18 protein-coding genes are annotated in these 18677 nt (G+C 71.3%); 10 read left to right on the top strand and 8 right to left on the bottom strand.

The features are described from left to right. Positions 1 to 69: 69 nt before the first annotated feature. Entirely contained in the window at positions 70 to 2994 is a 2925-nt protein-coding gene (locus ACIBEJ_RS33085; protein ID WP_397186807.1) for an AAA family ATPase, read from the bottom strand. 73 nt (positions 2995 to 3067) lie between these two features. On the opposite strand from ACIBEJ_RS33085, the gene ACIBEJ_RS33080 reads away from it, so the two are divergent. The 7 genes from ACIBEJ_RS33080 to ACIBEJ_RS33050 are packed head-to-tail and all read left to right on the top strand — an operon-like array spanning position 3068 to position 8809. Next, positions 3068 to 4120 (top strand): MFS transporter, encoded by a 1053-nt coding sequence (locus ACIBEJ_RS33080; RefSeq protein WP_397186806.1) that lies wholly within the window; start codon positions 3068 to 3070, stop codon positions 4118 to 4120. 30 nt (positions 4121 to 4150) lie between these two features. After that, positions 4151 to 4504, top strand: a complete 354-nt coding sequence (locus tag ACIBEJ_RS33075; RefSeq protein ID WP_397186805.1) for a GntR family transcriptional regulator — start codon at positions 4151 to 4153, stop codon at positions 4502 to 4504. Beyond that, entirely contained in the window at positions 4501 to 5367 is an 867-nt protein-coding gene (locus tag ACIBEJ_RS33070; protein ID WP_397186804.1) for an ATP-binding cassette domain-containing protein, read from the top strand. Before ACIBEJ_RS33075 ends, ACIBEJ_RS33070 begins: the two co-directional genes overlap by 4 nt. Next, entirely contained in the window at positions 5364 to 6065 is a 702-nt protein-coding gene (locus ACIBEJ_RS33065; protein WP_397186803.1) for a hypothetical protein, read from the top strand. Before ACIBEJ_RS33070 ends, ACIBEJ_RS33065 begins: the two co-directional genes overlap by 4 nt. Before the next feature lie 3 nt (positions 6066 to 6068). Continuing rightward, a complete protein-coding gene (locus ACIBEJ_RS33060) occupies positions 6069 to 6761 on the top strand; it encodes an ABC transporter ATP-binding protein (RefSeq protein WP_397186802.1) in 693 nt (230 codons plus the stop codon). Positions 6762 to 6764: 3 nt separating this feature from the next. Further along, positions 6765 to 7748 carry an ABC transporter permease gene (locus tag ACIBEJ_RS33055; RefSeq protein WP_397186801.1) on the top strand — a complete coding sequence of 328 codons (984 nt, stop codon included), beginning with the start codon at positions 6765 to 6767 and terminating at the stop codon, positions 7746 to 7748. Then, on the top strand, positions 7745 to 8809 hold the full coding sequence (locus ACIBEJ_RS33050; protein WP_397186800.1) for an ABC transporter permease: 1065 nt from the start codon (positions 7745 to 7747) through the stop codon (positions 8807 to 8809). Before ACIBEJ_RS33055 ends, ACIBEJ_RS33050 begins: the two co-directional genes overlap by 4 nt. Positions 8810 to 8825: 16 nt before the next feature. On the opposite strand, the gene ACIBEJ_RS33045 is transcribed toward ACIBEJ_RS33050, so the two are convergent. Further along, positions 8826 to 9452, bottom strand: coding sequence for a hypothetical protein (locus tag ACIBEJ_RS33045; protein WP_397187432.1), 627 nt, complete (start codon positions 9450 to 9452; stop codon positions 8826 to 8828). 20 nt (positions 9453 to 9472) lie between these two features. Here ACIBEJ_RS33045 and ACIBEJ_RS33040 point away from each other — a divergent pair, with 20 nt between their 5' ends. Further along, positions 9473 to 9637, top strand: coding sequence for a hypothetical protein (locus ACIBEJ_RS33040; RefSeq protein ID WP_397186799.1), 165 nt, complete (start codon positions 9473 to 9475; stop codon positions 9635 to 9637). On the opposite strand, the gene ACIBEJ_RS33035 is transcribed toward ACIBEJ_RS33040, so the two are convergent. Continuing rightward, positions 9613 to 11166, bottom strand: a complete 1554-nt coding sequence (locus ACIBEJ_RS33035; protein ID WP_397186798.1) for an ABC transporter substrate-binding protein — start codon at positions 11164 to 11166, stop codon at positions 9613 to 9615. The two genes, ACIBEJ_RS33040 and ACIBEJ_RS33035, sit on opposite strands and share 25 nt — an antisense overlap. 161 nt (positions 11167 to 11327) lie before the next feature. Between ACIBEJ_RS33035 and ACIBEJ_RS33030 the strand changes: the two genes are divergently transcribed. Then, a complete protein-coding gene (locus ACIBEJ_RS33030; RefSeq protein ID WP_397186797.1) occupies positions 11328 to 13220 on the top strand; it encodes a nitrate- and nitrite sensing domain-containing protein in 1893 nt (630 codons plus the stop codon). Next, positions 13213 to 13569, top strand: coding sequence for a DUF742 domain-containing protein (locus ACIBEJ_RS33025; protein ID WP_184959987.1), 357 nt, complete (start codon positions 13213 to 13215; stop codon positions 13567 to 13569). Before ACIBEJ_RS33030 ends, ACIBEJ_RS33025 begins: the two co-directional genes overlap by 8 nt. On the opposite strand, the gene ACIBEJ_RS33020 is transcribed toward ACIBEJ_RS33025, so the two are convergent. Genes ACIBEJ_RS33020 through ACIBEJ_RS33000 form a run of 5 tightly spaced genes read right to left on the bottom strand, consistent with a single transcriptional unit; the run spans position 13556 to position 18636 of the window. Further along, positions 13556 to 14449 (bottom strand): ABC transporter ATP-binding protein, encoded by an 894-nt coding sequence (locus tag ACIBEJ_RS33020; protein WP_397186796.1) that lies wholly within the window; start codon positions 14447 to 14449, stop codon positions 13556 to 13558. The genes ACIBEJ_RS33025 and ACIBEJ_RS33020 overlap by 14 nt on opposite strands. Further along, positions 14446 to 15174, bottom strand: coding sequence for an ATP-binding cassette domain-containing protein (locus ACIBEJ_RS33015; RefSeq protein ID WP_397186795.1), 729 nt, complete (start codon positions 15172 to 15174; stop codon positions 14446 to 14448). The genes ACIBEJ_RS33020 and ACIBEJ_RS33015 overlap by 4 nt, the downstream gene beginning before the upstream one ends. Continuing rightward, complete coding sequence (locus ACIBEJ_RS33010) at positions 15171 to 16016, bottom strand: ABC transporter permease (RefSeq protein ID WP_397186794.1); 846 nt, start codon at positions 16014 to 16016, stop codon at positions 15171 to 15173. The genes ACIBEJ_RS33015 and ACIBEJ_RS33010 overlap by 4 nt, the downstream gene beginning before the upstream one ends. Further along, complete coding sequence (locus ACIBEJ_RS33005) at positions 16013 to 17029, bottom strand: ABC transporter permease (RefSeq protein WP_397186793.1); 1017 nt, start codon at positions 17027 to 17029, stop codon at positions 16013 to 16015. Before ACIBEJ_RS33005 ends, ACIBEJ_RS33010 begins: the two co-directional genes overlap by 4 nt. Continuing rightward, a complete protein-coding gene (locus ACIBEJ_RS33000; protein WP_397186792.1) occupies positions 17029 to 18636 on the bottom strand; it encodes an ABC transporter substrate-binding protein in 1608 nt (535 codons plus the stop codon). Before ACIBEJ_RS33000 ends, ACIBEJ_RS33005 begins: the two co-directional genes overlap by 1 nt. Positions 18637 to 18677 lie beyond the last annotated feature (41 nt).

Genomic DNA, 18677 nt, shown 5'->3' with positions numbered 1-18677 from the left:
CCTGCACCAGCGAGGACGCGCAGTTCCCCACCCCAACCAACCCGACATTTATCATGAAAGCAGAGCATGTCAGATCAATCCGGTACGCCGCGCCACCGCCGCCGCCTCCACCCGTGACCCCACCCCCAGCTTGGCCATGATGTTCGAGACGTGCACCCCCGACGTCCGCACCGAGATGAACAGCCGCTCCGCGATCTGCCGATTGCTCAGCCCCTCCGCCACCAGCCCCAGCACCTCAAGCTCCCGCGCCGTGAGCCCATGCCCGCCACCCGCGAGATCCACCCGCCCGGCCGCCGCGACCGCCTCGACCTCCCGCCGCAACGGCCCCGCCCCAAGCCGCCCCGCGATCTCCCCCGCCTCCCGCAACGCCTCCCCCGCCCGCACGTCCCCGCCCCGCTGCCCACGCACCTCACGTCGCTGCAGGTCCTGGGCCATGCGCAGCAGAGCACACCCCAGCATGTACGGCTGGCCGACCGACCGCCACGCGCCCACGGCCTCCTCCCACGAGCCCCCAAGCTCCGCCTCGAACGTCGCCCGATGCGCCCGCTGCACCCGCCCCACCGTGACCAGCCCATCCGGCGCCCCGGCACGAGCGGCCACCCCGTCCAGCGCCCCGGTCACCGCTCCGGCACGAGTGGCCAGGATGTCCGGCAGACCCGTCACCGCGCCGGCGCGGGCGGCCAGGACGAGCAGGGGCCAGGCGTAGCGGCGGCTGAGGGTCAGGTCGTGTGCCTCCAGCACGTGTCCGACCAGGCGGCGTACGCGGAGGTCGTCTCCGGTGGCCTCGGCCAGGCGGCATTCGAGCAGATCGGGCTCCAGGCACGAGTCGTAACCACGCGAACGCCCCAGCATCAGCGGCCGTGCCTCGTCCACGACGGCGGCGGCCTCGTCCAGCGTGCCCTCCCAGACGGAGACGGTGCCGAGGACCATGAGCAGCCAGGCACGGTAGATGGGCGGCGGGTCCAGGGCCAGCGCGACCCCCAGCACCTCGCGGGCCTCCTGCCAGCGGCCGAGCGAGGCGAGGGGCTCGGCCAGGTTGGCCGCCAGCAGCGCGCCCCGCGACCTGGCCATCCCGGCCCGCTCGGCCCGCTCGATCCCCGCCCTGGCCACGGCCTCGGCTCTGGCGTGTTCTCCTGCGGCCTCCAGTACGTCGGCTTCGCTGGCGTAGGCCATGAGCACGGCATCCTCGTCCACCGCCCCCGCAACCCCGGCCGCCAACCCCACATACCCGGACGCCACCACACCCCCACCCGTGCCACGCCCAGAAACCGCCGACACGGACGAGGGCGACACGGTTGGCAGCCCAGGAGGCAGAGCGGAGGAGGGGGATGCGGGAGATGGAGAGGCGGTGGTGGGCGCGGGCGTGGAGGTGGGAGTGCGGGCTTGGGTGTAGAGGGTGGTGGCGGTGGTCAGGTCGCCTTCCAGGGCGGTCAGGGCGGCGAGGGTGGTCAGGGAGCGGGTGTCGCCCAGGGCCAGTGCCTCCTCGGCGTGCTTTCTCGCCTCGATGTCCTGGCCGTTCCAGGCCAGCGTGGTGGCCAGTGCGCCCAGGAGGCGGGCGTCGTGGGGCGCCAGCCGTACCGCCTCGCGGAGGTCGGACAGGCCGTCCTCGCCGAGCTGATCGCGGACCGTCACCCGGAGTTCCAGGAGGCGGGCCCTTCGGGGGCCTGATACCTGGGACAGGGCGGAGGTGGTCAGTTCCTCGGCGCGACGGGCCTCTCCGGCGTGCAGGGCGTCGCGGGCCGCCAGTTCCAGGGCCAGGGGGTGGTCCAGGCCGGGTGGGGGCTGTCCGGCCGGCCACAGGTCGAGCACCAGGTCCCAGCGCCGTCCCGCCACCGCCGCCGCGAACGCCCGCGCGGGTTCCCCCGCCGCCCGCCAATGCTCCGCCGCCTCAGAAGCCGCCCCGGAAAACGCCGCTGGAACCGCCCCGGGCAACGCCGCTGGAATCGCCCCGGAAAACCCGCCGGGAACCGCCCCGGCAAAAGCCTCAGGAAACGTCCCGGCAAGAGCCTCAGGAAACGTCCCGGCAAAAGCCCCACGAAGCGTCCCAGCAGACGCCAGTTCGGAAAGAACAGTGGCGATCCGGGCGTGGAGTCTCTTGCGTTCCCCGGGCAACAACTCCTCGTAAACGGCATCCCGTATCAACGCATGCCGGAACCGATACCCGTCCCCATCCACCACCAGCAACCGGGCCCGCACCACAGGCCGCAACGCCTCGTCCAGCACGAGTTCCCCCACCCCAGAGGCCCCCAGCAGGACGGAATGATCCACCCGCCGCCCCACCACGGCAGCCACCCCCACCACCTCCCGGCTGACGAGGGGAAGCTTGTCGAAGGCCCCCAGCAACACGTCACGCAGCGAAGTGGGAACGGCCCCGTCACAGTCGGCAAGGGCATCGGCGAACAGCGGATTCCCCTCGCTCCTGGCCATGATCGCGTCGATGCCGACGGCCCGCCCCCCGACCAGCCGAGCCACCTGCTCCCGCCCCAACGGCGGCAACGACAGGGTCCGCGCCCCGGGCAACCGCAGAGCGGTACGCGAAGTAGCGAGCACCAGAACCCCACCCCCGCCAAGGTTCCGGAGCAGAAAGGACAGCAGATCAAGGCTGGCCTGGTCAGCCCAGTGCAGGTCCTCGAGGACGAGCACCAGCGGCCCAGCCCTCTCCACCACCTGCAGCGCCTCCTCGAACAACCGCGCCCGCCCGAGGTCCACGGCAGGCGCCCCCAGTTCGGGCAGCAACCGCGCCAGTTCCCCCGGCCCGAACGGCGCCCCGTACTCACGCACCAACCGCCGCAACACCGGCACGAACACCGAGTACGGCAACCCCCCAGGATCCGCACCCCCGGTAACAACACAGGCATCGGACACCCGCGAGGCGAACTCCGCGGCCAGCCGCGTCTTCCCCATCCCGGCCTCACCGACGACAAGGACGGCCGAGGGCGGGTGCGCCCAGGCGTCCGCGAGCACCGCGAGCTCCGCATCCCTACCTACGAACACATAGGCAGACTAAAGGCCCATCTACGCATAGTGCCGGATCCGCGAAAAAGGCCAGGCTGGCACCGTCACACCCATGAACCGCCTGATGCTCGCCTCCGCCTCCGGCCTCCTCGGCTTCTACCTCCTGTTCTCCGCCGTCCCCCGATACCTGGGCGACGGCATGTCGGCCGGAATGGCCACCGCCGCGCTCATGCTGGGCACCGTTCTGCTGGAGCTCGCCGTCCCCTGGCTCCTCAGCCGGTACGGCTACCGCCGCGTCCTGTCCGCCGGCCTGATCCTGCTGGGTCCGCCCTCCCTGGCCCTCCCCCTCAAGGACCTGGTCCTCCCGATCTCCCTGCTGCGCGGCGCGGGCCTGGGCATCGTCGTCGTGGCGGGCACCGCCCTGGTGGCCGAGCTGATCCCGGCGGAACGCCGCAGCGAGGGCCTGGGCCTGTACGGCGTGGCCGTGGGCGTCCCCTCGATCATCGGCCTGCCGCTGGGCCTGTGGGCAGGCGACCACCTGGGCTTCGGCCCCGTCTTCGTCCTGGCCGGCCTGGTCCCGCTGGCCGGCCTGGTGGCGGCGGCGAAGCTGCCGGACCTGAAGCCGGCCCAGCACCGCGACCAGAGCAAGAGCGGAAACGGGCTGACCGCCCCGATCGTCGTCTTCGGCGCGGTCGCGCTGGCCGCGGGCGTGGCCATCACCTTCCTGCCGCTGGCCGCCTCCCCGAAGCTGGCCTCCGCCGCCCTCCTGGCGCAGTCCCTGCTGACCCCGGCGGCCCGCTGGTGGGCGGGCAGGCACGCGGGCCCGCGCTGGCTGGCCCCGTCGGTGCTGGCCGCGGCGGCGGGCGTCGGCCTGCTGTTCTGGTCGGCGGAGCCGTGGGCGGTGGTGGCGGGGATGGCGTTGTTCGGCGCCGGGTTCGGGGTGGCGCAGAACCTGACGCTGACGCTGATGTTCGAGCGCGGCCAGGCGGGACGGGTGAGCGCGATGTGGAACCTCGCCTACGACGCGGGGATGGGCGTCGGCGCCCTCGGCCTGGGCGTGGTCATGGGCGCGACCGGCTACCCGCTGGGCTTCGCGCTGGTGGCCGTGGTGGTGCTGGCGACGCTCCCGTTGACCGGGAACCGCAAGCCTTCTATGGTTCGTTAGTGGAGTAATGAACCATAGAAGCAGGTGTCCATGTTCGACGACCGGAGCCCCATCTACCGGCAGATCGCGGATCGCATCAAGGCCGATGTGCTGAGCGAGGCGTTGAAGGGCGACGAGCAGGTGATGTCGACCAACCAGTACGCCGCCTTCTACCGGATCAATCCGGCCACCGCCGCCAAGGCGTTCCAGCAGCTCGTCGACGAAGGCGTGCTCTACAAGAAGCGAGGTATCGGCATGTTCGTCAGCCCGGACGCCCGGGAGGCCCTCAGAGCGAGCCGGAGGGAGGGCTTCTTCACCGACGTCGTCGACCCGATGGTGAACGAGGCCAAGGCCATCGGCATCCCCCTGGACGACGTGATCGAACGGATCAAGGGGGGAATGTGAGGATCGAGGCCCGTGACCTGGTGCTGCGCTACGGCGAGGTCACCGCGCTCGACCGGCTGACGTTCGAGCTGGAGGGCGGCAAGATCTACGGCCTGCTGGGCCGCAACGGCTCGGGCAAGACGAGCCTGATGTCGGTGCTGTCGGCGTTCCGCAGGCAGTCGGCGGGCACGGTCCTGCTGAACGGCGAGCCGGTGTGGGAGAACTCCGCCGTGACCAGCGCCGTCAGCCTGATCCGTGACGCCGGGGAGAGCGTCGACCTCGGCACCGCCGCCGACGCCCTCTACTTCGCCGAGTGGCTGCGCCCCACCTGGGACGCCGCCTACGCCCAGGAGCTGATGGAGCTGTTCAGGCTCAAGCCGAAGGCGAACGTCAAGGCGATGTCGAAGGGCCAGCGCTCGGCGATGGGCGTGGTGGTCGGGCTGGCCTCGCGGGCGCCGCTGACCATGTTCGACGAGTCGTACCTGGGCATGGACGCACCCTCCCGGCAGGCCTTCTACGACGCGCTGCTGGCCGACTACATGGCCCACCCGCGCACGATCATCCTGTCCACGCACCTCATCGAGGAGGTCAGCCCGCTGTTCGAGGAGGTGCTGATCATCGATGCCGGACGCCTGATCGTGCACGAGGAGACCGAGCGCCTGCTGTCCCGAGGCCACGCCGTCACCGGGGCGGCGGCGGCCGTGGACGAGTTCGTCACGGGCCTGACGGTCCTCGGCGAGAAGGTGCTCGGGCCGACGAAGTCCGCGATGGTGTACGGCGAGCTCGACGCCGCCCACCGCCGCAAGGCCATGGAGGCCGGGCTCGCGCTCGGGCCCATCGCCATGCAGGAGCTGTTCATCCACCTGACCGGAGGCCCCCGATGAGGTTTCCCACGCGGCTGCTGGCCGCCAACCTGTGGGTCGCCTTCTTCGCGTGGGCCGCCTACCTGGTCGTCATCATCGTTCTCACCCTGGCCATCCACGTCTTCGGCAACCTCACGCAGAGCGTGTGGGAGCAGGCCAGCCAGTTGCCGCGCTGGGTGGTGCTGTTCGTCGGGGTGGCCATGGTCCGGCAGTTCCTGCCGCTGTTCGTCGCCAACGGGCAGACCCGGCGGCAGTTCGGCTTCCAGGCGGCGATCACCACGGCGCTCTACACGCCGTTCGTGGCACTGCTGATGACCGCGGGATTCCTGGTCGAGCGGGTGCTCTACACGATCATCGCGCGGCCGCAGTCGCTGGAGCGCGCGCATCTGTACACCGACCCGACCCAGGTGTGGCTGGTCTTCCTGGAGTACACGGTGGACTTCATGGCCTGGATCACCGCGGGCATGTTCATGGGCGCCGGTTTCTACCGCTGGCGGGCGGGCGGCCTGCTGACCATCCCGGTCGGCGTCGGCCTCGTGGTGCTCGGGCTCAGCGCCGTCGGCACGAGGTTCGGGGTGCCGCTCAGCGCCCTCTCGCTCGGCTTCGAGCTGCCGACCGGACCCTTGCTGGCCCTGGGGGTCGGGCTGGGCACGTTCGCGCTCGGGCTGCTGCTGACCTGGTCGGTGATCAGGGACACGCCACTCAGGAACGGGGGTTAGGCCATGGCGGTGTTAACGGTCGCGGGACTGCGCAAGAGCTATCACGAACTGGTCGCCGTGGACGGGCTCGGCTTCGCCGTACAGGAAGGGGAGACCTACGGCCTGCTCGGGCCGAACGGCGCGGGCAAGAGCACGGCCATCTCCATGATCGTCGGGGTCCTCGCCCCCGACGCGGGCTCGGTGAGCGCGCCGCCGAAGGCGCGCGTCGGCTACGTCCCGCAGGAGCTGGCCGTCTATCCGGACCTCTCCGGGCGGGAGAACCTGCGCTTCTTCGCCGGCATGTACGGCCTGCGCCGCGCCGAGGCCAAGGCCAGGACCGCCGAAGTCCTGCACCTGGTCGGCCTGTCCGACAGGGCGGACGAGGCGGTCGGCAAGTACTCGGGAGGCATGCAGCGCCGCCTCAACATAGCCGTCGGCCTGCTCAACCACCCCAGCCTGCTCGTCCTCGACGAGCCCACGGCCGGAGTCGACCCGCAGAGCCGCAACGCCATCCTTGAGAGCGTCCACCGCATGACCGGCGAGGGCCTCGCGGTCCTCTACACCACGCACTACATGGAGGAGGCCGAGCGCCTCTGCGACCGCGTCGGCATCATCGACCACGGCCGCCTGCTGGCCGAGGGCACCCCCGCCGAGCTGGGCGAACCCGATCTGGAAGCGGCCTTCCTGCGCCTGACCGGGCGAGAGCTGAGGGACTGACCCATGCTCCGTATCCTGATCAAGGACCTGCGCCGCCGCGCGCACGACGGCATGCTGCTGGTCTTCGGGCTCGTGCTGCCGCTCGGGATGGCGTTCGTGTTCGGCCTGGCCCTGTCCGGCGGCGACGCCCAGCCCTCCGGCAGGTACGGCGTGGCCGGCCCGTCGGCCGCCGAGTTCGCCCAGCGCACCGGCCTGCCCGGCCTCCGGCAGGTGGCCGACGCGGCACAGGCCAGAACCCTGGCCGAGGCCGACGAACTCGACGCCGTCTTCGTGGTCTCCCCCACCGGGATCGAGGTCGTCGGCAGCGTGGACGCGCCGCTGGCCGTCCAGGTGGCCAGGGAGGTGGCCGAGTCGTACGCGAGTCCGGGCGGCGAGGCCGTACGCGTCGTGCAGGACGCGACGCTCGGCACCCGCGAGCTCGACCCGCGCACCTACCACGCGGCGGGCGCGGCGATGTTCTTCGCCTTCTTCGCCGTGCTGCTCAGCGTCACCGGCATCTTCGAGGAACGCAGCACCGGCACGCTGGCGAGGCTGCTGTCCATGCCGGTGCCGCGCGCCTCGATCCTCACCGCCAAGCTGCTGGTCGGCGTCGTGGTCGGCCTGGCCGGCATGGCGCTTCTGGTGGCGGCGACCACGTTGCTGCTCGGCGCGCGCTGGGGCCCGCCCGCGGGGGTGGCCGCGCTGGTCGTGGCGGGCGTGCTGGCCGCCACCGGGCTGATGACCGCCCTCGCCACCTTCGCCCGTACGGCCGAGCAGGCCGCCAACTGGCAGTCCACGGCCGCCACGGTGCTGGGACTGCTCGGCGGCTCGTTCTTCCCCGTGCCGCCGGAGCTGAGCGTGTTCACCCCGCACCACTGGTTCCTGCAAGGGCTGGCGGAGCTGCGGGGCGGCGCCTCGATCCTGCCCGCGCTGATCGTCCTGCTCGCCGTCGCCGCGCTCAGCTTCCCCTTGGCGGCGGCCCGTGTCGGAAGGCTGGTGACGCCGTGAAGGTCGCGCTGATGGCCCGGCTCAACCTGCGCCGCATGTTCAAGGACCGCACCAACATCTTCTTCGTGATCGTCGCGCCGTTCCTGCTGATCCTGGTCCTCGGCCAGCTCTACGGCGGCGGCCAGCAGCTCAAACTCGGCGTCGTGTCGGGAACCGGCCCGAACTCCGAACGGCTGGCGGCCGCGCTGGACTCCGGCGGCCGGGTCAGCGTCGAGCGGCTGGGCGACGAGGGCGCGCTGCGCGAGGCGGTCGAGCGCGGGCGGCTGCACGCCGGACTGGTCATCCCCGCCTCCTACGAGGGCGGCGGCGGGGAGGTACGCCACCTGATCCGGCAGAGCGACATCAAGAGCCACGACACCGGCACCTGGATCCGCTCGATCCTGCGCCAGGAGGGCTCGCGCGGGCAGCCGTCGCTGCCGGTGCGGGTGACGACGGCGGGCACGACGCCGTTCCCGGAGGGGCTGAACGCCTACTCCCTGTCCGCGCCGGGACTGCTGCTCATGTTCACCTTCCTGACCTCGCTGACGGCGGCGCTGGGGCTGGTGGAGTCGCGGGCGATCGGGGTGACCTCGCGGCTGTCGGCGGGGCCCACGCCGGTGCGTACGATCATCGCCGGAGAGGCGGCGGGGCGGATCGTCATCGCGCTGTTCCAGGCGGCGCTGATCATGCTGGGGTCGATGGCGCTGTTCGGGGTCTCGTGGGGCGACCCGGTGGGCGCGCTGGCGGTGCTGCTGGCGTTCTCGCTGGTCGGCGGCGGGGCGGGCATGCTGCTCGGCGCGGCGTTCCGCACGCCTGGCCCGCCGCTCTCGCTGGCCATGGTGCTCGGGCTGGGCCTGCCGACGCTGGGCGGCGCGACCATCCCGCTGGAGTCGTTCTCCGAGCCGATGCGGACGCTGGCCTACCTCACCCCGCACGCGTGGGGTTATGACGCCTTCGCCCGCCTGGTCCGGCACGGCGACGGCCTCACCGGCGTGCTGCCCCAGCTCGCCGTGCTCGGCGCGCTGGCCGTCGCCCTGTTCGCCCTGGGAACGTGGCGGCTGCGCCGCGCCCTCAGCGGGTGAGCGCGCGCGGGGACGCTCAGCGGGTGAGCTCGACGCCGACCGTGATCTCGTTGCCGAGCTTGTGTCCGAGCATGAGGTCGAGCTCGTCGCCGCTCCAGAAGCGGCCGGGGTCGTACCAGTTGGGCCGTTTGCCGCCGGGCAGCAGGCCCATCGCCTCGTAGGTCACCGCGACCACCTCGGCGCAGTAGGCGCTCTCCAGCGTGCGTTCCTTGACCCGGCCGCGGAGCTGGGGGACGCGGCCCCGGGCCCAGCGCCCGGCCAGGCGGGCGGTGGACGGGAACGGGGTCCCGTCCAGCCTGGCCACCGTGCGCAGCGCGGCGTCCTCCATCTCGGGCGTCGCCTGCGGTTCGAGCTGGCGCAGCCAGGCCCGCTGGCCGTACCGGTCGGCCCAGACCGTCACCGCGTCGCGCAGGTCGTGGAGCTGCACGCCGCGGTGATGGGTGCCCGACCACAGGTCGAGCAACGACTTGCCCAGCTCCGCGTGCCACATCATGGGCGGCATGTCCTCAAGCACGACGGCCATTCCGACATGGTTGACCGGGCTGTTGGTCATCGTCTGGATGGCCCGGTCCGGGACCGACCGCCCGCGGAAGATCCAGAGGTCTCCCGTTCTGGTGACGTTCACGGCCTCATCGAGAGTCAGCACATTGTTAGCCTAAGCACATGCGCTGGTGGAAATGGCTCGGACTTGCCGGAGTCGCGGGGGTCGCGGCGACCGGAGTGGTGATCGCGCGGAGCGAGCGGCGCCGCCGCGCCTACACGCCCGACGAGATCAGGACGCGCCTGCGCGAGCGGGTGGAGGATCAGGCCGACGGCCGCAGGTCGTAGACGAACACCACGTCCGGATAGGCCGGGTTGTCGTCGTAACCGGCGACGGCGCCCAGGTAGGCCCGCTGGTAGTTGACCACCCAGGGGAAGGCCGCTACCGCCCGCACGTCCAGCAGCCTGCTGGTGAGCTGGCTGAAGCTCTTCTCGGCCTCCGGGCGGTCGCTGACGTTGAGCACCGGCAGCATGTCGATCATGCTGTCGGCGGCGGGGTCCTTGAGGTAGGTCAGGTTGAAGACCGGCGGGTTGCCGCTGCGGAAGACGTTGCCGAACCACGAGTAGCCGTCGGCGTAGTCGGGCCACCAGTACATGACGAAGATGTCCTGGCCCTTCTTCTTGCCGCGGTCCCACTGCTCGATCCAGGGCATCGCCCTGGCGTCCAGCGTGACGTTGAGCTCGCTCAGCGTCGTGGTCAGCCGCCGCACGAGCGTGGCCTGGTCGGCGTCGCCCTCCGCGTAGGTGAGGGTGAGCTTCAGCGGCCTGCCGCCCGGCCCGTGGCCGGCCCGCTGCAGCAGTTGCGCGCTCATCGCGAGGTCCTGCCGGGGCACGCGCTCGCGCTGGTGTCCTGGCAGCCCCTGCGGCACGATCCCGCTCGCCGGTACGGCGGCGCCGTCCAGCGCCCTGATCAGCCCGCGGTAGTCGATCGCCTTCTGCAGGGCCTTGCGCAGCCGGACGTCGCGCAGCGGCCCGTGCGCGGTGTTGAACAGCAGCATCGCGGTCTGCAGCGACGGCATCGAGGCGGTGCGCACGCCGGGCGTCCCCCTCGCCCGCTGGTACAGCCGGGGACTGAGCCGGTTGACGAAGCTGACCTCGCCGGACTGGAGCAGTTCCCAGCGGCGTTCCGGGTCGGGCACGACGCGGTACTTGACGGTCCGGTAGTGCGGGCGGTCCCAGCCGCCCCAGTAGCCGTCGAACGCCTTGAGCGTCAGCTCGTTCTCCTGGCCCTTGCGCCAGCTCGCGATCGTGTAGGGGCCGGAGCCGGCGTCGGTCCTGCCGTCCTTGACCCGGTCGACGACGGCGGTGTCGTAGATGTAGGCGGCGTAGGCGGCCGAGGCGGTCAGGTCGAGCGGGGCGGCGTACTTGAGCTGAAAGGTCACCGTCAGCGGGCCCGTGGCCTGGATCGACTCGACCGCGTCCCAGATGTAGGAGGCGCCGGCGCCGGACTTCATCGTGCGCTCGACGGCGGCCTTGACGGCGGCGGCGTCGAGCGGCCTGCCGCTGTGGAACGTCACGCCGGGGCGCAGGGTGAACGTCCAGGTCCTGCCGTCGGAGCTGGCGTTCCACGCGGTGGCCAGGCGGGGGCCGGCCTTCTTGGTGACCGGGTTCCAGACCGTCAGGGTCTCGTAGATGTTCTGCAGGGCGATGATCTCGTTGGAGAACGAGGTCGCCGGGTCCCAGTCGGTGACGACGTCCAGGTTCTGGGCGTAGACGAAGGCGGCTTCGCCCGGGGGCGCCTGCCGTACCTGGGGAGGGGGCGCCGAGCACGCCGCGATGGTGAGTGCCAGCGCGGCCGCTGCGAGACGACGGCGCATGCATCTCCCCTGTGACCGATGTTGCGCCTGAAACTACTGCAAGTTGACGCCACGGATGCCCGAAAGTCCTGAAAAATAGGGAATTCTGGTGATCGGATTGCTATCCTCAAGGCTTGTCCCGTCCGGGGTTTCCAGTTGGGGACCGGCCGGAGTGAGGTGTCATGACCCGCAGCAGAACGATCCGCACGAAGATCGTCGGTCTGCTGCTGGTCCCGCTGATGTCGATGGTGGTGTTGTGGGGCGTGATCGCCGCGGTGACCGCGGGCGAGAGCCTGGAGCTCAGGGAGTACACCACGTTGTGGTCCAACCTGCGCCATCCCGCCTATCGCCTGATCAGTGAGATCCAGCGCGAACGGCTGGCCTCGACGCGCCTGCTGCGCTCGGGCGGCAGCATGGAACGCTCGTCGGCCAACGCCCAGCGCGCCCGCACCGACCAGGCGGCCGAGGAGTTCAAGGTTCAGACGGCCAAGTCGAAGGACGCCTCCCCCGCCATCAGCACCCAGGTCGACCAGGTCCTCGTCCAGCTGGGCCGGCTCGACGCGCTCAGGGGCGAGATCGACGCCGGGCTCACCGCGCGCATCCACGCCATCGAGACCTACAACGCCATGGTCGACGCGCTGTTCGGCCTGCACCGGCGGGTCGCGTTCGTGGACGACATCCCGATCTACGAGCAGTCGCGCATCGTGATCGACCTCGGCTACGCCAAGGAGCTGCTCACCCGGGAGCAGGCCGTCGCCTCCGGCAGGACCACGAAGCAGGAACGCCAGATCTTCACCCAGCTCGTCGGCAACCGGCGCTTCCTCGTCGACCAGTCCGTAAGCGAGCTCGACCCGGCCATGCGCGACGCGCAGGTGGCCCTGCTCACCTCACCCCTCTACCAGCGCATGCGGGTGATGGAGGACCAGATCATCGCCGGGCGCACCCCGGAGGGCTGGGTCGCCACCACGGAGTCGCTGGCCAAGTCCTTCCAGGACTTCCAGATGACCGCCTCGCAGATGCTCACCGCGCGCGCCGCCCCGGTCGCCGACTCGGTGCTGCTGCGCGCGGTCATCCTGGGCGGCACCGGCCTCGCGCTCGTGATCGTGTCCATCGTGATCTCGATGCGCGCCGGCAACCGGCTGTCCAAGGAACTGGTCACGCTCCGCATGGCGGCCCTGGAAGTGGCGCAGGACCGGCTGCCCCAGGTCGTCGAGAAGCTGCGCAAGGGCGAGCAGATCGACGTGCCCGAGGTACGGGTCGGCGCCACCACCACCGAGATCGACGACGTCGGCCAGGCGTTCTCCACCGTGCAGCACACCGCGGTCGAGGCCGCCGTGGGCCAGGCGCAGCTACGCGAGGGCGTCGGCCACGTCTTCCGCAACCTGGCCAGGCGCAGCCAGACGCTCCTGCACCGCCAGCGCATCCAGCTCGAAGGCATGCAGCACAAGGCCACCGAGCCGGACGCGCTGGACGACCTGTTCCGCCTCGACCACCTCACCACCCGGATGCGCCGCCACGCCGAGGGCCTGATCATCCTGTCCGGCGCGACGCCGGGCCGCGGCTGGAGCAAGCCGGTGCCGCTGCACGACGTGGCGCGCGGCGCCGCCGCCGAGGTGGAGGACTACCAGCGGGTGGCGGTCGAGCCGATGCCCAGCCACGCGCTGGCCGGGCCGCTCGTCGGCGACGTCATCCACCTGATCGCCGAGCTCATCGAGAACGCCACCGTGTACTCCCCTCCGCACACCCCGGTCATCGTCCGCGGCGAGGCCGCCGCCCGGGGCTTCGCCATCGAGGTGGAGGACCGGGGGCTCGGCATGAGCCCGGAGGAGCTGGCCGACCTGAACACGCGCCTGGCCAGCCCGCCCGAATTCGACCTTGCCGACAGCGACAGGCTCGGCCTGTTCGTCGTCGCCCGCCTGGCCGCCAGGCATGACATCCGCGTGACGTTGCGCGGTTCACCATATGGAGGGACCACCGCCATCGTGCTGATCCCGGCAGAGCATGTGACGCAGCAGAGCGAGACGCCGCCGGCCGAGCCCACCGCCCGCCCCGTCAAGGTGGTGCGCGGTGAGTGACGAGCGCTGGCTCGACGAGGACGCCGGGCCGATCGTGCCCGCGTACCTCCTCACCCGGGGGCGCACCGTCCCCGCGAGCGAGGCGATCGACCTGATCGCGGTGATCATCACCGCCGGAGGTCTCACCCCGCCGATGGGGCTCGGCCCCGAGCACCTGATCATCATGCAGAAGTGCACCAAGCCCACCCGGCTCGTGGACGTGGCCGCCGAGCTGAACCTGCCCATCGGCGTCGTCCGCGTCCTGGTCGGCGACCTGCACGCCCAGCAGCTCGTCCAGGTCGAGCACCCGCCGCCCGCCCCCGACAAGCGGGTTCTGCTGGAGGTGATCAGCGGCCTCAAGGCCCTGTGAGCACCTCTTCCGCGCGGTGGCAGGCCACCGTGCGCCCCTCTCCCACCTCGCGCCGTTCCGGCGCGCGCTCACACTCCGGTACGGCCAGCGGGCAGCGCGCCCGGAACGGGCAGCCCGTCGCGGCAGGAGGCGCGCTGGTGCCCGCCTGGGGCGGCGCACCGCCCAGCTTGGGCACCGCGTCCCTGAGCGCCCTGGTGTAGGGGTGGGCCGGGGCGGCCAGCAGCTCCGCGGTGGGACCCGACTCGACCACCCGCCCGGCGAACAGCACGTGGCTGGTCCTGCACAGCCTGCCCACGACGGCGAGGTTGTGGGTGATCAGCAGGCGTTCGGTGTCCAGCCCCGCCAGCAGGTCGAGCACCCTGGCCTGCACGGTGACGTCCAGGGCGCTGGTGGGCTCGTCGAGGATGAGCAGCCTCGGGCCGACGGCCAGGGCGCGGGCGATGACGACGCGCTGGCGCTGGCCGCCGGACAGCTCGTGGGGGCGGCGCGAGGCCAGGGCGGGGTCGAGGCCGACCTGTTCCATCAGCTCGCCGACGCGGGCGCGGTCGGACAGCCCTTCCGCGATGGAGGCGCCCACCCTTCTGCGCGGGTTGAGCGACTCGGCCTGGAAGACCGGCTGGACGTCGCGCCGGAAGGCCCGCATGTCGGCCTTTCTCAGGTCCTGCTCGCCGTACCAGACGGTGCCCTTCTGGGGTTTGAGCAGGCCGAGGAAGGCGCGGGCGAGCGTGGTCTTGCCGGAGCCGCTCTCGCCGATCAGGCCGACGCCGCCCGGGGTGACGTCCAGGTCGACGCCGTGGACGACGGCCTGCCCGCCGTATCGTCGCGAGCTCCTCGACCTCGTATATCCGAGCGTGAGGTCTTGCGCGCGCAGGATCGTCACGGCGTGGCCTCCAGCAGGTCTCGGGTGTAGGGGTGGGACGGGTCGGACAGCACCCGCGCGGCCGGGCCGGACTCCACGACCTCGCCGTCCTTCATGACCAGCACCCGGTCGGCGATGGTGCTGACCAGGGCCAGGTCGTGGGAGACGAGCAGGATGGCCAGGTCCCGCTCGCGCTGCAGGCGGCGCAGGACCGTGATCACCTCGGCCTGGACGGTGACGTCCAGGGCGCTGGTGGGCTCGTCGGCCAGGACGACCTCCGCGCCCAGGGCGATGGCCAGCGCGATGGCGAAGCGCTGGGCCTGGCCGCCGGAGATCTCGTGCGGGTAGCGGCGCAGGATCGCCGGGTCCAGCATGACCGCCTCGACCGCGGCCACCGGGTCGGCCTCGACGCGGTGGAGCTTCAGCGCGCGGCGCATCAGCGTGCCGAGGCGGGTGGTCGGGCTGAGCGCGGCCTGCGGCGACTGCATGACCAGGGCGGCGCGGGCGCCCCTGATCGCGCGCAGCTCGCGCGGGGAGGCCGCGCGCACGTCCAGGCCGCAGACCTTGACGCTGCCGGAGACCTCGGCGTTCTCGGTGAGGCCCAGCAGCGACATCAGCGTCGTGGACTTGCCGGAGCCGCTCTCCCCCACGATCGCCACGCACTCGCCCGCGGCCACGTCGAGTTCGGGGACGCGGGCGACGGTCCGCGGGCCGTAGCGGACCTCCAGGTCGCGCACCTCGATCATCGCACCACCCTTCTCGGATCGAGGGCGTTGCGCAGCCCCTCGCCCAGCACGTTGAAGGCGAAGGCGGTCAGCACGATCGCCAGGCCCGGGAAGGTGACCACCCACCAGTTCGTGGTGAACAGCGTCTGGCCCTGCTCGACCATCAGGCCCCACTCCGCGGTCGGCTCGTGCGCGCCGAGGCCCAGGTACGACAGGGCGGCGGCGGTCAGGATCACGCCGCCGGCGTCGAGCGAGACCTGGACGAGCACCGGGGTCAGCGAGTTCGGCAGCACGTGGCGGGCCACGATCAGCGGCGCGGGCACGCCGAGGCAGCGGGCGGCGTCCACGTACGGGCGGTTGGCCACGGAGGCGGCGACCGAGGCGGCCAGGCGCGCGTACCAGGGCCACCAGGTGACCGCGATCGCCACGATCACGGTGGTCACGCTCGGCTGGAGCACCACCGCGAGGGCCAGCGACAGCAGCAGCGCGGGGAAGGCCAGGAAGATGTCGGTGATCCGCATGATCACGTCGCGGACCCATCCGCCCGCGTACCCCGCGATCATGCCCAGGGTCACGCCGACCAGCGCGGAGGCGGCCAGCACGGCCACGGCGATGCCCAGCGAGGTGCGCCCGCCGTACAGGACGCGGGTGAGCACGTCGCGGCCCACCTGGTCGGTGCCGAACCAGTGCTCGGCGCTCGGCGGGAGCAGGGCCTCCAGGGGCTTGGGCTCGTCCACCGGGTACGGCGCCAGCCACGGCGCGAACAGCGAGGCCAGCACGACCAGCACGATGAGCACGGCCCCGGCCGCGGCGAAGCGGTCGGGCACGCGCGGCAGGGTTCTGCGCAGCTCGGGCGCCTTCACCTGGCCCTCGCCCTCGGGTCGACGACGCCCTGGAGGAGGTCGACGGCCAGGTTGGCCAGCACGTACACGATCGCGATCAGCAGGGTGATCCCGGCGATGGCCGGGGTGTCCAGCGAGCGGATCGAGTCGACGGCGTAGCGGCCGAGACCCGGCCAGTTGAAGACCGCCTCGACCAGGAAGCCGTTGACCATGGCGTAGGCGAAGACCAGCGCGATCAGCGACAGCACCGGGTTGAGCGCGGCCCGCAGCGCGAACCTGGTGAGGATCTTGGACTCGGAGAAGCCCAGGGCGCGCTCCAGCCTGGCGTGGTCCTGGCCCGCCTCCTCGATCAGCGCCGCGCGGGTGAGCTGGGCGATCACGCCGGCCGGGTAGGCCGCCACGACGAGGGCGGGCAGGACGAGGTGCTGGAGCGTGCTGGTGAAGATGGGCCAGTTGCCGGTGATGAGCGCGTCCACGATCGTGATGTTGGTCCAGAGGGTGAGGGGGCTGGTCGTGTCCAGGCTCCCGTCGTACTCGCCGGCGACCGGGAACCAGCCGAGGTTGCTGGCGAAGACGGTCTGCACGGCCAGGGCAAGCCAGAAGACGGGGACGGAGACGGCCAGCATGGACCCGACGCGTACCCCCAGGTCCGGAAATCTCGTCTTGTGGCGGGCGGCGAGCACGCCGACCGGGATGCCCACCACGATGGCCAGCACCAGCGCCGCCCCCACCAGTTCCAGCGAGGCGGGGAAGGCCGTCATCAGGTCGTCGCGCACCGGACGCCGGGTGTGCAGGCTGGTGCCCCAGTCGCCGGTCACCAGGTCGCGCACGTAGTTCCACAACTGCACCGGCAGCGGATCGTCCAGGCCGAAGCGCGCCCGCGCCGCCGCCAGCTCCTCGGGCGAGGCCTTGGGCCCGGCGTAGGCCACCGCGGGGTCGCCCGGCACCAGCCTCATGATCACGAAGGTGAGCGTGACCACGCCGGCCACGACCAGGAACGCCTGGCCGAGCCGGCGGAGCAGGTAACGCCACATCAGCGTGACAGGTCGTAGAAGAACACCACGTTCGGGTAGGCCGGGTTGTCCACGTAACCCTTCACGTCGGCGGTCAGCGCGCGCTGGTAGGTCTGCACGTACGGCACCGCCACCGCGGCCTTCTCCTGGATGATCTTCTTCTGCAGGTCGGAGTACGCCTGCTCGGCCTTGAGCTGGTCGGTCGCGGTCAGCTCGGGCAGCGCGTCGATCGCCTTGTCGATCTCGGCGTCCTTCAGGTACGACAGGTTGAACTCGGGCTGCTCCTTGCTCCGGAAGACGTTGACGAACCAGCTATAGGCGTCGGCGTAGTCCGGGTACCAGTACATGACGAAGGCGTCCTGGCCCTTCTTCTTGCCCTGGTCCCACTGCGCCTCCCAGGCCATCGGCTTGGCGTCGACGGAGACGTTGACGTTCTTCAGCGCCGAGCTCAGCAGCGTGACCAGGAGTTTCTGGTCGTCGTCGCCCTGGGCGTAGGTCAGCTTGAGCTTCAGCTCCTCGTTGTCGGGGCCGTAGCCGACCGACTGCAGCAGCTCCTGCGCCTTGGCCAGGTCCTGCTTGGGCTCCAGGCCCGCGGTGTGGCCGAGCAGGCCCTGCGGAACCAGGCCGCTGCTCTTGGTGCCCGCGCCCTTGAGCGCCGCGGCCAGGCCGTCGTAGTCGATGGCCAGTTGGAGCGCCTGCCGTACCTCGGGCGACTTGGCCGGGCCCGACTCGGTGTTGAACAACACCAGCAGGTTCTGGAACGACGGCGTCTGCTTCACCTGGACGCCCTGCGTCGTCCCCGCCTGCTCGAAGAGCTGCGGGTTGAGGCGCTGCACGAAGTTGACCTCGCCGCGCTGCAGCAGTTGCCAGGCGGTGGTGAGCTGCGGGGTGACGCGGAAGGCGACCTTCTTGTACTGCTCGGGCTTCCACCCGCCCCAGTAGCCCTCATACGCCTTGAGCGTGAGCTCGGTCTCCTTGCCCTTCTGCCACTGGTCGATCGTGTACGGGCCGGTGCCGCCGTCCTTCTTGCCGTCCTTGTCCACGCCGTCCACGTCGTAGATGTAGGCGGCGTATCCGGCGGAGGCGACGAGGTCGAGCGGGGTGGCGTACTTGAGCGTGAACTTCAGCGTGGCCGGGTCGACGGCCTCGATCGTGTCGACGGCGCTCCAGATGTAGGCGGGGCCGCCGTTCGTCTTGATCGTGCGCTCGATGGCCTTCTTGGCCGCCTCGGCGTCCATGGGCTTGCCGGTGTGGAACTTCACGCCCTGGCGGAGCTTGAACGTCCACTCCTTGCCGTCCTTGGACGAGGTCCACTCGGTCGCGAGGCGCGGCTCCGGCTTCTTCGTCTCGGCGTTGTACCTGGTCAGGCCCTCGTAGACGTTGGACATGGCGACGATCTCGTTGGAGTACGAGGTGGCCGGGTCCCAGTCGGTGACCACGCCCAGGTTGGGCGAGTAGACGAAGGTGGCGTCGTTCTGCTTGGGCGCGGCCTCGCCGGTGGCGGCGGCCGAGTCGCTGGGCCGCGGCGTCCCGCCGGCTCCGCGCACCTGTCCGCCGGCGCAGGCGGAGGCGGTCAGCGCGACGGCGCCGGCGACCCCGGCGACGGCCAGTCGCTTGTGCCAGTGCATATATGGGGTCCTTTCAATGGGTTTTGTCCGGCTTCAGCCGC

Origin of the sequence: Nonomuraea sp. NPDC050790, from assembly GCF_044456745.1 — a bacterium.
Classification (GTDB): Bacteria; Actinomycetota; Actinomycetes; order Streptosporangiales; family Streptosporangiaceae; genus Nonomuraea.
Note: the sequence above shows the minus strand (reverse complement) of the source record. Positions and strands in the feature narration are given on the sequence as shown.